Annotated in this window: 15 protein-coding genes and 1 tRNA gene; 8 read left to right on the top strand and 8 right to left on the bottom strand. The window is 41.8% G+C overall.

The window, feature by feature from the left end; translation table 11 throughout:
* Positions 1–149: 149 nt before the first annotated feature.
* Together POV26_RS13390 and POV26_RS13395 are read right to left on the bottom strand one after the other, a co-directional pair.
* Entirely contained in the window at positions 150–752 is a 603-nt protein-coding gene (locus POV26_RS13390) for a hypothetical protein (protein ID WP_272856976.1), read from the bottom strand.
* A gap of 103 nt (positions 753–855) precedes the next feature.
* The gene (locus POV26_RS13395) at positions 856–1,434 is read right to left on the bottom strand and encodes a DUF3109 family protein (RefSeq protein ID WP_272857053.1); all 579 of its coding nucleotides are present in this window, start codon (positions 1,432–1,434) and stop codon (positions 856–858) included.
* 118 nt (positions 1,435–1,552) lie between these two features.
* On the opposite strand from POV26_RS13395, the gene POV26_RS13400 reads away from it, so the two are divergent.
* Positions 1,553–2,134, top strand: coding sequence for a MarC family protein (locus tag POV26_RS13400; protein ID WP_272856977.1), 582 nt, complete (start codon positions 1,553–1,555; stop codon positions 2,132–2,134).
* Positions 2,135–2,202: 68 nt separating this feature from the next.
* Positions 2,203–2,400, top strand: a complete 198-nt coding sequence (locus POV26_RS13405) for a hypothetical protein (protein ID WP_272856978.1) — start codon at positions 2,203–2,205, stop codon at positions 2,398–2,400.
* Between the two features lie 4 nt (positions 2,401–2,404).
* On the opposite strand, the gene POV26_RS13410 is transcribed toward POV26_RS13405, so the two are convergent.
* From POV26_RS13410 to POV26_RS13430, 5 genes are all read right to left on the bottom strand, one after another.
* The gene (locus POV26_RS13410; RefSeq protein ID WP_272856979.1) at positions 2,405–4,006 is read right to left on the bottom strand and encodes a S41 family peptidase; all 1,602 of its coding nucleotides are present in this window, start codon (positions 4,004–4,006) and stop codon (positions 2,405–2,407) included.
* On the bottom strand, positions 4,006–4,440 hold the full coding sequence (locus tag POV26_RS13415) for a deoxycytidylate deaminase (protein WP_272856980.1): 435 nt from the start codon (positions 4,438–4,440) through the stop codon (positions 4,006–4,008). The genes POV26_RS13410 and POV26_RS13415 overlap by 1 nt, the downstream gene beginning before the upstream one ends.
* A 183-nt stretch (positions 4,441–4,623) precedes the next feature.
* Positions 4,624–5,202, bottom strand: a complete 579-nt coding sequence (locus tag POV26_RS13420; protein WP_272856981.1) for a HupE/UreJ family protein — start codon at positions 5,200–5,202, stop codon at positions 4,624–4,626.
* An 82-nt stretch (positions 5,203–5,284) separates the two neighbouring features.
* Positions 5,285–7,015: an APC family permease gene (locus tag POV26_RS13425; protein WP_272856982.1), complete on the bottom strand. Its 1,731-nt coding sequence runs from the start codon at positions 7,013–7,015 to the stop codon at positions 5,285–5,287.
* Between the two features lie 273 nt (positions 7,016–7,288).
* Positions 7,289–7,370, bottom strand: a tRNA-Leu gene (locus POV26_RS13430).
* A 123-nt stretch (positions 7,371–7,493) separates the two neighbouring features.
* Here POV26_RS13430 and POV26_RS13435 point away from each other — a divergent pair.
* The 6 genes from POV26_RS13435 (at position 7,494) to serS (ending at position 13,496) form a co-directional block, all read left to right on the top strand.
* A complete protein-coding gene (locus tag POV26_RS13435) occupies positions 7,494–8,432 on the top strand; it encodes a ribose-phosphate pyrophosphokinase (protein WP_272856983.1) in 939 nt (312 codons plus the stop codon).
* Between the two features lie 121 nt (positions 8,433–8,553).
* Positions 8,554–9,201: a 50S ribosomal protein L25/general stress protein Ctc gene (locus POV26_RS13440; RefSeq protein WP_062620046.1), complete on the top strand. Its 648-nt coding sequence runs from the start codon at positions 8,554–8,556 to the stop codon at positions 9,199–9,201.
* Positions 9,202–9,282: 81 nt separating this feature from the next.
* On the top strand, positions 9,283–9,918 hold the full coding sequence (pth, locus tag POV26_RS13445) for an aminoacyl-tRNA hydrolase (RefSeq protein WP_272856984.1): 636 nt from the start codon (positions 9,283–9,285) through the stop codon (positions 9,916–9,918).
* 2 nt (positions 9,919–9,920) lie between these two features.
* Positions 9,921–10,853 (top strand): bifunctional riboflavin kinase/FAD synthetase, encoded by a 933-nt coding sequence (locus POV26_RS13450; protein ID WP_272856985.1) that lies wholly within the window; start codon positions 9,921–9,923, stop codon positions 10,851–10,853.
* Positions 10,846–12,183 carry an HTTM domain-containing protein gene (locus POV26_RS13455; protein WP_272856986.1) on the top strand — a complete coding sequence of 446 codons (1,338 nt, stop codon included), beginning with the start codon at positions 10,846–10,848 and terminating at the stop codon, positions 12,181–12,183. Before POV26_RS13450 ends, POV26_RS13455 begins: the two co-directional genes overlap by 8 nt.
* Before the next feature lie 41 nt (positions 12,184–12,224).
* On the top strand, positions 12,225–13,496 hold the full coding sequence (gene serS / locus POV26_RS13460) for a serine--tRNA ligase (protein ID WP_272856987.1): 1,272 nt from the start codon (positions 12,225–12,227) through the stop codon (positions 13,494–13,496).
* 81 nt (positions 13,497–13,577) lie between these two features.
* Here the strand turns inward: serS and POV26_RS13465 are convergent, their stop codons facing one another.
* Positions 13,578–14,348 carry a hypothetical protein gene (locus POV26_RS13465; RefSeq protein WP_272856988.1) on the bottom strand — a complete coding sequence of 257 codons (771 nt, stop codon included), beginning with the start codon at positions 14,346–14,348 and terminating at the stop codon, positions 13,578–13,580.
* Positions 14,349–14,374 lie beyond the last annotated feature (26 nt).

Genomic DNA, 14,374 nt, shown 5'->3' on the forward strand with positions numbered 1-14,374 from the left:
TTGGTTGTAGGATTGAAAATTGGTATTCATATCTTTGATTGTCAGTACTTAAAGATAAAAAATAACCAATTTTTAAGCAAGCTTTTTAATAGAAAAAGCCGCCCCAGGTTTTGAGACGGCTTCTTTTAAAAAGCGGTTAATTGTAATATTTAACCCAATTTATCCAAATCTATTTCGTCAATTGCGTCCCAAGTTTCATCAATATCCATGTTGTTTCCTTTGGCTTCCAGATAGAAACGGTTGCCTTCCATCAATTGAATAGTACTGTTGTTGTTTCCTGAACGATATTCCTCAATAGCTTTTGTGCCATTCTTGGTTACGGTCCTTCGGGAGCCGTTTTCACTTTCTTCCTCAAAATCTTGGCTCATTACCATCCGAATGCCTGCCGTGGCCGCCGCGCCCACTTGGCCAGCGCCGTCAATGATGCTGATGGTGAATTTTTTCGATTTGTCTTCATTGGCATAAGCTGCTTCAATAGAGGCAATGCCCATCATCCCGGCTTGGCCGGCTTTATAGCTGATGCGTTTCATTCCATTTACCTCATCGGGCAGCCAAGCTTTTAATTCCTCGTTGGTGAGCGGGGTTGCTTCTTGCAGTTCTTTGATGTCGTCCTGCATTTTGGTCATTTCTTCCACCGCATTGGAGGTATTTGAAACCGCCTCTTTGGTTTCTTTTATTTTTTTGCTCACGGGATTGTCTTTACAGCTTACAAAAGCCGAAAAAACAAAAAGAGCCAATAGATACTTTTTCATAATTGAAGGTTTTAATTAATGATTAATTTTGTTGAATTTCAAACACTAATATAATCAATATCAATAAAATATCGATAGCATGTGAAAAAGTTATCGTGAAGCATTACATTTCGGAAGCTATCTTTTCCAGTTCGGCATACCAGTTTTCGCCGAATTTGCGGATAAGGGCAGTTTTCACAAATTTATAAACGGGCACTTGCAGCTCTTTTCCCAAAGTACAGGCATCATCACAAATGGGCCAGCGGTGGTAGTTTACCGCTGCAAATTCACTGTATTCTTGTACCCGAACAGGATATAGATGACAAGAAATAGGTTTTCTGAACCCGACAGCTATCGGGTCGATGGCGCCAGCATTGAAGGCATCTTCAATGCCACAGCTTGCAATGCCTTTGTCCGTAAAAGTTACGTAAGCACATTCCTTTCCTTCCACGAGTGGAGTTTCCAGTTCGCCGAGCTCGGTTTTAATGTGAGTGCCCTGTTTTTCAATGGCAGCAATACCTTCGGGGCGAAGGAAAGGCTTCACTTTTGGGTAAATATCCCTAAGAATTTTTACCTCCGCTTCAGTAACAGGAGCTCCCGCTTCACCTTCAATGCAGCATGCACCTTTGCAGGCGTTGAGGTTGCACACGAAATCCTTTTCGATTAAATCTTCGGAGACTATTGTCTTGCCAAGTTGAAACATGCGGCAAAGATAAATTGTTTCGGCATTCCATTCCGAAGAAATTGTGCTTTTATTAACCATGTTTTATTTTACGCCAACGGGAATTATTGTCTAATTTTGCGGGCTCAAAAAGAAAAGGATGAATTTCAACTTTAAGGAAATAGCTACGGCCACAATGGTGCTTTTTGCCGTAATCGATATAATAGGGAGTATCCCCATCATTATCGGTCTGCGCGAAAAAGCCGGGCATATTAACTCTGGGAAGGCTTCAATAATTGCCGCAATTGTAATGATTGTATTTCTTTTTTTAGGCGAAAGTATTCTGCATCTTATAGGTGTAAACGTCAATGAATTTGCAGTGGCGGGTTCTTTGATACTTTTCTTTATTGCCTTGGAAATGATTCTTGGGGTAACCCTTTTTAAGGAAGGAGATACCACGCCCGATTTGGCTTCTATCTTTCCGTTGGCATTTCCGTTGCTTGCCGGGCCGGGAAGTTTAACGACCCTACTTTCACTGCGGGCCGAGTATGCCATCGAAAATATTATTGTGGCAATACTTGTGAATATTGTAATTATTTATGCCGTTTTGAAAACTTCTGCCCGGTTGCAACGCTTTTTGGGAAAGAACGGAATTGCGGTAATCCAAAAAATATTTGGTGTAATTTTGCTGGCCATTGCGGTGAAGCTTTTCACCTCAAATATTCAAGAACTTTTTAATTAATTTAAAAGTTGTGGAACAAAGAGGGCGAATTTTTTTTCTTGCCCCATTCACATAAAAAGAACCATACAATGAAAATTTTCATCTACATTTTAATGGCTTGTGCTGCAGGACTTGTTGTTTTCAACAGTACAAAACTAAATTTTGACCATTTGCTTGAAGGCGATAGCTCTGTTGCGGCAGTAGGTATTTTGGCTGGATTGTGTGCTTTACTGGCACTTGGTATTTTGCTTATTTCTAAAAAAATTGCTTCCAAAGTAAAAAAATAGTCTTTTACTTTTTGTCCAAATGATTTTTTGCCTCCAGTTCCAAGACCTTTAAGAGCATGGGGTCTGTTTCGTTGAGAATTATTTCGTACTCATTCGGGCCGAAAAGCTGTTGGGCGATGTTCGCTTTCAGCGTTCTTTTAAGCTCTTCGGTATAATTTGAAAGATCTATCTGGGCTTCGTTGAATTTAGCGTATTCAATAAATTCCTTTGAAAGGGCGTCGTCCACTTTAAAATTCTTCCTAAAATCATCGAATTTAATTCCCTTAAAAAAGGTTCTGTTCTTTTCGAGATATTCAAAGATGAAGTAACTCATAAACCCGCTGCGAGCAACATATTGCAGGGTTTCATTTTCCACGCTCGTATCTTTCGGCACAAAAACATCTGGAATAATTCCACCGCCACCATACACCACTTTTCCTTTAGGGGTAACATATTTCAGGGAATCGGCAACCTTGATACTATCTGCGTGTATCAATTCGCCGTTGCGGTACCGTTTTTCATAATCGCTGTAATAGGTGTCATTTCCTTTCCCGTATGGCCGTTGAATGGAACGGCCCGTCGGGGTATAATAGCGGGCAATGGTCAAACGCACCGCGCTGCCATCGCCGAGTGACATTTCGCGCTGCACCAATCCTTTTCCGAAAGAGCGGCGACCGATGATGGTTCCTTTGTCATTGTCTTGAAGCGCACCAGCCACAATTTCGCTGGCAGAAGCCGAGTTTTCGTTTATTAGCACATAGAGTTTTCCGTGTTCAAAATCGCCACGGCGGGTCGCGTATGTTTTATTGATTTCGCCACTTTTATTTTTTGTGATAAGAACGAGTTTGTCGTTTTCCAAAAACTCATCAACTACCCTTTCGGCAGTTGAAATATAGCCTCCCGGGTTGCCGCGGAGGTCCAAAACAAGTTTTGTGATGCCTTGGTCTTTCAGCTTTTCGAGGGCGCTTTCAAATTCTTTATAAGTGGTTTCAGAAAAGCGGTTCAGTTTTATATATCCCAAATCGTCGGCCAATTTATAGGAAGCGTCCACGCTTACCAGCGGCACTTGTTTTCTCCGCACCTTTATTTCCAAGGTCTTGTTTTCACTGGGGCGATAAACGTCCAGCGCAACTTTGCTGTTTATTTCGCCTTTCAGATAATTTGAGATGCTGTCGCGCTGGACCAATTCACCAAAAAGTTTTTTTCCGTCGGCATAAAGGATTCTGTCGCCTCCTTTTATCCCTGCCTTTTCTGCGGGACCGCCTTCAATGGCGCGGATTACGGCAATGGTATCTTTATAAACATAAAAGCTAACGCCAATGCCCGTGAAGGCGCCACGCATATCGTCTGCATTGTGCTGGTATTCGCTTTTGGGAATATACACCGAATGTGGATCGAGGTTTTCAAGAATTCCGTTTACCGTAACATCCACGATGCTGTCCGTATTTACATTGTCCACATATTCGTAATCTATATAATCTATAAGCCTATTGAGCTTGTCTTTTTTTGAGCTAGTGGCAAAGATTTTTTCGGTATTATCGTGAAAATTGAGTTTGGACCCAATAAAAACACCCGCGGCAAGTGCCAACCCGATCCATAGAGGCAAGTATTTTTTTTGATTTCCCATTATTCTATATCCAAATCTGTAATGTGTTGTATGCTTACTCCGGCTTTCTCAAGAAAGGTAATGCCCGAGTTGTCTTTATATTCGTTGTAATAAACCAATCTTTTTATACCTGCTTGGTGTATCAATTTGCTACATTCCTTGCAGGGCGACATGGTTATGTAAAGCGTTGCGCCCTGACAGGCCTGGGTTGACGACGCCACTTTTAAAATTGCATTTGCTTCGGCATGCAGCACATACCATTTTGTGTAGCCTTCGTCGTCCTCACAAATATTTTCAAACCCGGTAGGCGTGCCGTTATAACCATCGCTGATAATCATTTTGTCCTTTACAATAAGCGCGCCAACCTGTCTGCGCTTGCAATAGGAAAGTTTGCTCCACTCTTGGGCCATCCGCAGATAGGCAATATCGTATTTGCGTTGTTTGCTGTCCTTCATACTTTTATATAGGTAGCGAAATTACTGGGAAGTTACGCCACTGCCAAAAAAAATGTTGTTAAGTTATTGCCAAAGAAGTTGAGGGGCCTATGAGTTTAAAAAGTTTAGGGGAAAAGTGGGGAACTCTAATTTTATTTATGAAGCCGCCCGGGCTCCCTTTTACCCTGTTTCGCGAATCTCTTCTCAAAAAATCCAATTGTTTATGAGCATCGGTATAACCATTCCTATAACTAATGAAGAAACCACCAGTACCCAATCTCTTTTGTTGAAACGGAAGATGGTTTGAAAGATAAAGGCGATAATCAAAATAATAATGACCACTATAATCTGTGCGGCTTCAATGCCAAGGGCGAATTCGAGCAATGGCAGAAAGCCTCCGCCACTGTCCAATGCAGTAAAGAACGAGGCAAACCCCAATCCGTGAATCAATCCGAAGAAAAGAGTTACCATATAAAAAAGGCCCATTTTTTCAACTTTCTTTTCTTTTCCTGCTGTAAAAAGGTTGAAAAGAGCCGTGACTAAAATAGTAACCGGAATTAAAAATTCGATGACCCTGCCCGAAACACTAATTACGTTATAACTGGCCAAAAGCAATGAAACCGTATGCCCCAGCGTAAATAGGGTAACAAGGAGCAACAATCTTTTCCAAGAGGAAAAAGTATAGGCAGCACAAAGCACGATCAAAAAGAGAATGTGGTCGTAGGCCTTCCAATCCAGCACGTGGTGGAGGCCAAGATTAAAATACAACCAAAAATCAGACATTGGGGATGATGTTTTTCAAGATTTGCCCAAATATAGTGATTGTAATCAATATTCTTAGCTTGAAAAACACACTTTTAAAAATTCAAATAATCACCCGCACTTCGCCCAACTGCTGAACCCGATACGGAAACAGTTCGCCCGGAGCGCCTATAAACATAAAGTTGATCGGGATCTTCCACCGCTTTGACAATTCCTTTATTTTTTCGGGACCAAAAATGCCCGGCTCCTCCACAAATTGGATTTTGATGTCGGGATACATGCGGTTCAGGACCTCAATGTCATTTTTTAGATTGTTCGCCACTTTCATCCCTTCATCGAGTACGGCAACAATTTTCAATCTCTTGGTAGGCTCGTTGTGTTTTATGTACTGCATTACCTTATTCAGGGTTTCCACGTTATCGTTATTGGTAAAAAACACAAACTGTTTGTTGGTGAGTCGCTGCAACTTGTTTTTCGTGATTTGGTTCCATTTTTTAAAAAACTTGTTGTCATCGGGAGCGATATATTCTATGAACCTGAGAGCCGCCTTCAGTATATAATGATGGTAAAGCATAAAAAACACAACCAGCAAGGTAGGGACCAAGTATTCAAAAAAGGTTATTAGAAAACCCGGGTTCAAAATAATATTGCCCAACAGTGCGGCAATAACCGAGGCAATGGCAAGAATTACTGCCAAATAGGAAGCGCGCTCAGGCCGCGGAAGGTTTTTTCGATTTACTTTCAACAACAAGTTACCAATCCCAAAAAGTACCATCACCGATAGAAAAGCAATGGTATAGACCCCCGCCAATGAAGGCAAATCGCCATGCGTCACCACGAGAATGGAAGTGCATAGCGCGAAGAATAGAATGAAAATTAAATAGGGGCTTTTCTTTTTGTTCCTTTTCAGTAAAAAACTGGGAAGCACCCGATCCAGTGCCATGCGTTCCATCAAGCCACCCACGCCCACATAGGAGGTTAGGACGGCACCGCTCAAAACCAGGGCGGCGTCAATTCCTATTAAAAAGGAGAGCCAATGGCCGCCCGAAGTTTCCCCAAGAAAGGAGAGCAGCGCGTCCTGATTGTTGTTTACTATTTCCTGGGGAAGCAGCCCCAAGGCCAAAAAAGCGATAAGCGGATTAAAAATGCTCACTACGATCCACATATTGCGCAGCGTTTTAGGGAATACTCCGGGCTGTTGCTCCTCCACGTAATTTGCCGAACTTTCAAAGCCACTAATGCCCAGCATGGCTGCTGAAAAGCCAAAAAAGAGCGCCATGGTAATGCTTCCGCCAACGGGCATTTTAAAATTTGCAATCAAGGTTTCAAAACCGTTGCTGAAGAAAAAGTAGAGGCAAAATCCACACAAAAGCGTAAGGGAAAGAAGATGGAACAGAAAAATAGCAACGGCCACTTTTGAGGATTCGCCTATACCCAATATAACCAAGCCCATAAACAACAGCAAAAGGCCTATAGTAACCGGAAACACGGGGATTGCTCCCCAAACACTGTGGGCATATTTAACGGCCTCGCTTGCGGAAAGCACTGCCGTGGCCATATAGGACAGGACGGTCAAGGCCGCCGCAACCGAGGCTGTGGATTTTTTGGTGGTGTTTAAAAGCGCATTGTAGGCTCCCCCGTTTAAAGGCAGGGCGCCAACTACCTCGCCGTAGATTTTTCGGAAAAGAAACAAAACGCCGGCAACCATCAAAAGCGAGATCCACGCGTATTGGCCTGCATAAAAAATGGCAAGTGCCGAAACATATAAACATGAAGAACTAATGTCGTTGCCACAGATAGCGGTGGCTTCCAGTTGGTTTAGTTTTTTAGGCATTTTTTGGGATTGAAAGATTAAAGGTAAGAACACAAAAAAACTTTTATGAAAAAGATTTTGTTAAAATTTAGGAAGGAAAAAGTAATTCAGTTTAAATGTAAATAAGAATATTGTTTTATTTCTTAGAGAGAAAAACAAGATTTGGAAATATTTGATTGGCTCACAGAAAAAACAACATTTCTATTGAGGTTCTGTATTTTGAGCCGGTTCCAAGGCTTCAATGGGACTGGTATAATTAAAAAACCCCCCAACAATTTCTGTTAGGGGATTTTGTACTCAAGGTGGGAATCGAACCCACACTCCCGAAAGAACTGGATTTTGAATCCAGCGCGTCTACCAATTCCGCCACTCGAGCAAACGGGAGGCAAAAATAAACAATTATTTATAATTTACTTAAAAATTTATCCAGCTATTTTTTTAAAAATCACTAACTATTAATTTTTACCTTTGTTGCCTAAATAACCCAAAACCACAAATTATGTCAACCGCTGTTCCGGAACCAAAGATTTTTGCCTGTAAACAAAGTGAAGAGCTCGCGCAGGACATTGCAGATGCCTTCGGAATACCTTTGGGAAAGGTAATAACATCTCATTATAGCGATGGTGAATTTCAGCCTTCCTTTGAAGAATCCGTTCGCGGAAGTCGCGTCTTTTTAATTGGTTCCACCTTTCCGAACAGCGACCATTTAATGGAGCTTTTGCTGATGATAGACGCCGCAAAGCGAGCTTCGGCAAGACATATTACAGCCGTATTGCCTTACTTTGGTTGGGCGCGTCAAGATCGAAAAGATAAGCCGCGTGTGCCGATTGCCGCAAAGTTGGTCGCAAAAATGCTTGAAACCGCAGGAGCAACACGTATCATTACAATGGATTTGCATGCAGACCAGATTCAAGGTTTCTTTGAAAAACCAGTGGACCATCTTTTTGCCTCAACCATATTTCTTCCTTATTTAAGAAGTTTTAAACTTGACAATCTTACAATAGCTTCTCCTGATATGGGCGGTTCAAAACGTGCCTATGCCTATTCAAAATTTTTGGAAAGCGATGTGGTAATCTGCTACAAGCAGCGTGAAAAAGCAAATGTAATCTCGCACATGGAACTGATTGGTGATGTAAAAGGGAAAAACGTCGTTTTGGTTGATGATATGGTTGATACAGCCGGCACCCTCACTACCGCTGCCGATTTGATGATGGAGCGCGGTGCTTTGAGTGTTCGCGCGGTTTGTACGCACCCATTGCTTTCTGGAAATGCTTACGAGCGAATTGAAAAATCGCAAATGCTCGAACTGATCGTTTCAGATTCCATTCCTACCAAACCGAGCAAGAAAATTAGGGTTATAAGTTGCGCAAAATTGTTTGCAGATGTTATGTTGAGCGTAAATGCCAACAAGTCTATAAGCGGCAAGTTTTTAATGTAAATTTCTTCACACGGAAAAAATCAAATTTCCTAAACCGATAATCCAAAATAAAATTTATCTTTGCACTCCCTAAAAAACAGCTTTTTAGGGAGTTTTTTAATAAATAAACAATTCAAACAAAATGAAATCTATTACAATTAAAGGATCACAAAGAGAAAGCGTGGGCAAAAAGGCAACGAAAGCCCTACGTAATGCTGGAATGGTTCCTTGCGTAGTTTACGGAGGGGATGAGCCAATTAGCTTTTCAGCAGAAGAAATTGCATTTAAAGACTTGGTTTACACTCCAGACGTACACACGGTTGTAATCAACCTGGGAGGCACAAAAATTAACGCCATCCTTCAGGATATACAATTTCACCCAGTGACTGACCGTATTCTTCACATCGATTTTTACCAAATTTTTGATGACAAGGAAGTAACTATGGAAATTCCGGTGCGTACCGTTGGTAACTCCCGCGGTGTTCGTAACGGTGGGGTTTTGCGTATTGTTACACGTAAACTTCGTGTGAAGGCTTTGCCAGAAAATCTACCGGATTTTATTGAGGCAGACATTACCGAAATGCGTATTGGTAACAAAATGTACACAAAGTCACTTAAAACTGACAATTACAAAATCATGCACCCAGATAACACCGTTATCTGTCAGGTTAGAACTTCACGTACCGCCATTGTGGACGAAGTTGAAGAAGAAGATGAAACTGCTGAAGGTGCAGAAGGAGAAGAAGTTCCAGCTACAGAAACCGATGATGTTGCTGCAGTAAAGGAATAAATTTCTTTTTAAGAAGATTACCCAAAAGCATCCCGTTAATTCGGGGTGCTTTTTTTATTTTTACCGAAGATTGACAGTAGTATGTTTTCATTTTTCAAAAAACTTTTTTCGGCAAAAACTGTCGATACTATTTCAGAAGAAACAGATCCAATGAAGAAATTCCTTATTGTGGGCCTTGGCAATATTGGCCCAAAATACGCAAACACCCGCCACAACATCGGTTTTAAAGTGGTCGATTTTTATGCCGAAAAGAATTCACTTTCGTGGGAAACGGCAAAATTGGGCGACGTTACTTCGCATAAAGTAAAAGGAAGAACGCTCATATTTCTGAAGCCGAGCACGTATATGAATTTAAGCGGAAAGGCCGTAAATTACTGGCTTGAAAAAGAAAAAGTTCCGTTGGAAAATATGCTGGTGATTACGGACGATTTAAATTTGGCTTTTGGAACCATTCGCGTAAAAACCAAAGGCAGCGACGGCGGGCACAACGGATTGAAGGATATTCAGAATACGCTGCAAACCACCAATTACAACCGTTTCCGTTTCGGGATAAGCGATGCTTTTTCGAAAGGACGACAGGTAGATTACGTTTTGGGCGAATGGGAAGCCGAAGAGGAAAAACAACTGCCCGAGCGGCTGGAGTTAAGCTGCAAGATTATAGAATCCTTTGCCCTCGCGGGGATGAATATTACGATGAACACATATAACGGCAAATAATTTTGAAGAAATATCCATCAGCTTCCGCATATAAAAATTCCCGCCAAAGTGTGGTCACAATCGGCACTTTTGATGGCGTGCATATTGGCCACAAAGCCATTTTGAAGCGTTTGGTAGAAACCGCAAAAAAGGAAAATCTGGATTCCGTGGTGCTTACTTTTTTCCCACATCCGCGGATGGTGCTTCAGCAAAATGTGGATATAAAATTGATAAACACCATCGAAGAGCGCACCGAACTGCTCGAAAACACAGGGCTGGACCATTTGGTTATCCATCCGTTTACCCACGCTTTTTCACGATTGACCGCTTTGGAATACGTGCGCGATATTTTGGTAAATAGTTTAAAGGCGAAAAAAATCATCATCGGTTACGACCACCGCTTCGGAAGAAACCGAAATGCCGATATTGAGGATTTAAAGGAATTCGGAAAAACCTATAATTTTGAAGTGGAGGAAATTTCAGCAAAGGAAATTGACGATGTGGCCATCAGTTCCACAAAAATCCGCAAATCCTTGAACGAAGGCGATATTGAAACGGCCAACAATTATTTGGGGTATAACTTTATGATTTCGGGTGAAGTGGTAAAGGGAAAAGCCATTGGCCGAACTATAAATTACCCTACGGCGAATTTGAAATTGAAGGAAAACTACAAACTCATTCCCAAAAACGGCGTTTATATTGTAGAATCCACAATTGAAGGCGAAAAAAAATTTGGAATAACAAGCATCGGCACCAATCCCACCGTTGGCGGAACCGAAAAAACCATCGAAACACATTTTCTCAATTTCAATAAAGACCTTTACGGAAAGGAAATAACCATTGCGTTTTTAAAATACATCCGCGACGAGGAAACGTTTGATTCGGTGGAAATTCTAAAACAAGAAATTGAAAAGGACGAAACCTTCGCAAAGCAATTTTTAAAGGACCGTGGATAAATTTCTTTTCAAACAAATTGACAATATTGGTTTGGTCCTTTTTAGGGCCGTTTTTGGTCTTTTGATTACCATCGAGGCTTTTGGAGCAATTGCCACAGGGTGGGTACGGCGTACACTGGTAGAGCCGCCTTTCACTTTCAACTTTATTGGGTTTGACTTTTTGCAACAACTGCAAGGGCCCGGAATGTATTATTACTTCGTGATAATGGGTATTTTCGGGATTTTTGTGATGCTTGGTTTTAAGTATAGGTTCAGCATGATAGCCTATGCGCTAATGTGGACCTGCGTATATTTAATGCAGAAAAGCAGCTACAATAACCATTATTACCTAATGATGCTGCTGTGCTGGATTATGGCCTTTCTTCCCGCCAACCGATGGTTTTCAGTGGATGCAAACCTAAATCCTGAAATTAAATCGCCGTCCATGCCGCGCTGGGTGCTGTTGATTTTGATTTTGCAGGTATGGATAGTTTATACCTACGCCTCCATCGCAAAACTATACCCCGATTGGCTCGATGCCTCCATGCCGGCACTGTTGATGGCCGGGAAAAAAAATTATTGGCTCATTGGCGAATTTTTGCAGCAAAACTGGGTGCATTGGGCCATTGCTTATACGGGTATTTTTTTCGATTTGCTCATAGTGCCGTTAATGCTGTGGAAACGTACGCGCTTATTGGGTTTTATAATTTCCGTGTTTTTTCATCTTTTCAACTCAATCGTCTTTCAGATTGGCATTTTTCCGTATATGTCCATTGCGTTCGCACTGTTTTTCTTTTCTCCGGAAATACTCAAAAAACGATTTCTCCCGAAGAAAAAATTATATACGGGCAATGCGGTAATCGTGCCGAAATACAAAAACCTGTTGCTTGCGGTTTTTGGGATTTATTTCGCCTTTCAAATAGGTTTACCGCTGCGGCATTGGTTCTTTAAGGACGATGTGCTTTGGACCGAAGAAGGCCACAGGCTTAGCTGGCGGATGATGCTCCGTTCCAAAAGCGGAAGTCTTACAGTGTGGGTAAAAAATAAGCCTGATGGTGAAAAGAGACGGTACAATTATAGTGAGCTTTTGGGTCCCAAGCAACAAGGCTCCGTCGCTACAAAGCCAGATGTTATGTGGCAACTTGCCCAAAAAATAAAAGCAGTGGAAGCTAAAAAAGGGAATGATGTGGCTGTGTATATGGAAGCTTCCGTTCGCGTAAATCACGGTAAATACCACCCCTTTACCGATCCAACCGTAGATTTGGCCGCCGAGCCATGGCATCCCTTTAAGCATAGTGAATGGATTTTGCCCTCGCCGGAGGATTATAATGAAAAGCCAGTAAAAGAATAAGGCGATTTTCCTAACTTTGCGCTTCAAAATATTTTAGGAAAATGCTACAAGTAACCGACATCCGAGAAAACAAAGAGAAATATATAAAAGCCCTTGCCAAACGCGGCATAGATGCTGCTTCCGTTTTGGAAGAAGTTTTAAATGCGGATGAAGAACGCCGAGCTTCACAAGCGCAGCTGGATGAGGTTTTGGCACAGAGCAATTCCTATTCAAAGGAAATCGGGAAACTTTTTCAAAGTGGCGAAGTCCAAAAAGCAAACGAACTAAAAGAGAAAACAGTTGAATTGAAGGAGTCCTCAAAACAACTGAACGAGCAAATGCTTGCCGCTGCCGAAAAATTGCAGCAATTACTTTATACGCTTCCAAACATTCCGAATGATTTGGTGCCTGCCGGAACTGATGAAAACGACAACGAAGAAGTTTTCAAGGAAGGCGAAATTCCAAAACTTGTTGATGGCGCGCTACCGCATTGGGAACTTGCCAAAAAATACGATTTGATTGATTTTGAACTCGGCGTAAAAATTACGGGCGCAGGTTTTCCTGTTTACAAAGGGAAGGGCGCGCGTCTGCAACGGGCGTTGATTACCTACTTTTTGGATAAAAACACAAAAGCCGGTTATACCGAATATCAAGTGCCGCATCTGGTGAACGAAGCTTCGGGCTATGGCACCGGCCAACTTCCGGACAAGGAAGGGCAGATGTACCATGTGGGCATTGACGATCTTTATTTAATCCCTACCGCTGAGGTTCCCGTAACAAATATGTTCCGTGGCGATTTACTGAACCATTCCGAATTGCCAATTACCTGCACAGGCTATACGCCTTGTTTTAGAAGAGAAGCAGGAAGCTACGGCGCGCACGTTCGCGGTCTAAACCGTTTGCACCAATTTGATAAGGTGGAAATCGTCCGCATCGAGCATCCTGATAATTCCTACCAAGCTTTGGACGGAATGGTAGAGCACGTAAAGGAAATTCTTCGCGAATTGAAATTGCCATACCGAATTCTTCGCCTATGCGGCGGCGATTTGGGCTTTACTTCAGCATTGACGTATGATTTCGAAGTATTTTCAACCGCGCAGGACCGTTGGCTGGAAATTTCATCATGTTCAAATTTTGAAACCTTCCAAGCCAATAGATTGAAACTTCGTTTTAAGGACAAAGACGGTAAAAACAAACTCGCGCACACATTGAATGGAAGTGCTTTGGCATTGCCGCGTGTTCTGGCGGGCATTCTTGAAAACTACCAAACCGAGGATGGAATAAAAATCCCGGAAGTCTTGGTTCCGTATTGCGGGTTTGATTTTATAGACTAATTTTTTAGTGTAGTAAACAGCAAAAACCCCAAAAGTCTCAAGAACCTTTGGGGTTTGTTGTATTTAAATATATCAAATTTTCTACTCTTTCGGTGCAGACATAGTTGTGTATTCCAAAACAAGGGCACTCAGCCAGTCCCAATTAATGGATTTGTAAGGATATTTTGCCATAAACTCGGCATTGTCGCCAAAAAGGAATTCATAATTTTCCTCAAAATCACTTTTAGGAAGCCAGATTACTTTATCGCCTTTTTGCACGTAGTATGATTTTACGACACCGCCGCCAATAGTAGGGCCAGGCCCCATTTTAAACCCTGAGGATTCTTTGGCAAAAGGATCGTGGTAAACAGAGATTATTTGGCTGAAGTCTGGATTGATCAACTGCATCAAAAACTCCCTTTCGTCTTTTTTGTTTTTCAGGGAAACCTTTTGGTTTACGAAATAAATCTGGTCATTGCTCGTAATTTTCTTTACACTGTTTCTTCCGCCCATCCCGAAGTTGCTGAATTTTTTGGACACTTTTCCAAATTTTTCAAAACCGCTTGCATATAGATAAGCTTCGGCAATTTGCTGTGCGTCGTAGGTCTCCTTATTGCCCGTTACACTGTCCTTAAAAACAATTTGGGCAATCTGGCCTTTTTTGGTTACAACACCTTTGCAATACCCTTTGTGTTCGGAACCATCTTTCATAATAACGGTTGATACTTTTTTTGTGGCCGGTTGGTCAAAACCTTCACTGAAATAATACGCTTTAAGCATATCGCGTTCTTCGTCGGTATATTTCACCTTGTCTTGCGCAAAGGCAAAACCGCAGGCCATCATAAATACAATTGATAAAAATTTTAGTTTCATAATGTTGAGATTTATTGGTTGCTGAA

The organism is Aequorivita todarodis, assembly GCF_028561335.1.
GTDB lineage: Bacteria > Bacteroidota > Bacteroidia > Flavobacteriales > Flavobacteriaceae > Aequorivita > Aequorivita todarodis.

Coding starts and splice junctions, on each gene's coding strand:
- POV26_RS13390 (WP_272856976.1), bottom strand. CDS start 752: ATGAAAAAGTATCTATTGGCTCTTTTTGTTTTTTCGGCTTTTGTAAGC.
- POV26_RS13395 (WP_272857053.1), bottom strand. CDS start 1,434: ATGTTTCAACTTGGCAAGACAATAGTCTCCGAAGATTTAATCGAAAAG.
- POV26_RS13400 (WP_272856977.1), top strand. CDS start 1,553: ATGAATTTCAACTTTAAGGAAATAGCTACGGCCACAATGGTGCTTTTT.
- POV26_RS13405 (WP_272856978.1), top strand. CDS start 2,203: ATGAAAATTTTCATCTACATTTTAATGGCTTGTGCTGCAGGACTTGTT.
- POV26_RS13410 (WP_272856979.1), bottom strand. CDS start 4,006: ATGGGAAATCAAAAAAAATACTTGCCTCTATGGATCGGGTTGGCACTT.
- POV26_RS13415 (WP_272856980.1), bottom strand. CDS start 4,440: ATGAAGGACAGCAAACAACGCAAATACGATATTGCCTATCTGCGGATG.
- POV26_RS13420 (WP_272856981.1), bottom strand. CDS start 5,202: ATGTCTGATTTTTGGTTGTATTTTAATCTTGGCCTCCACCACGTGCTG.
- POV26_RS13425 (WP_272856982.1), bottom strand. CDS start 7,015: ATGCCTAAAAAACTAAACCAACTGGAAGCCACCGCTATCTGTGGCAAC.
- POV26_RS13435 (WP_272856983.1), top strand. CDS start 7,494: ATGTCAACCGCTGTTCCGGAACCAAAGATTTTTGCCTGTAAACAAAGT.
- POV26_RS13440 (WP_062620046.1), top strand. CDS start 8,554: ATGAAATCTATTACAATTAAAGGATCACAAAGAGAAAGCGTGGGCAAA.
- pth (WP_272856984.1), top strand. CDS start 9,283: ATGTTTTCATTTTTCAAAAAACTTTTTTCGGCAAAAACTGTCGATACT.
- serS (WP_272856987.1), top strand. CDS start 12,225: ATGCTACAAGTAACCGACATCCGAGAAAACAAAGAGAAATATATAAAA.
- POV26_RS13465 (WP_272856988.1), bottom strand. CDS start 14,348: ATGAAACTAAAATTTTTATCAATTGTATTTATGATGGCCTGCGGTTTT.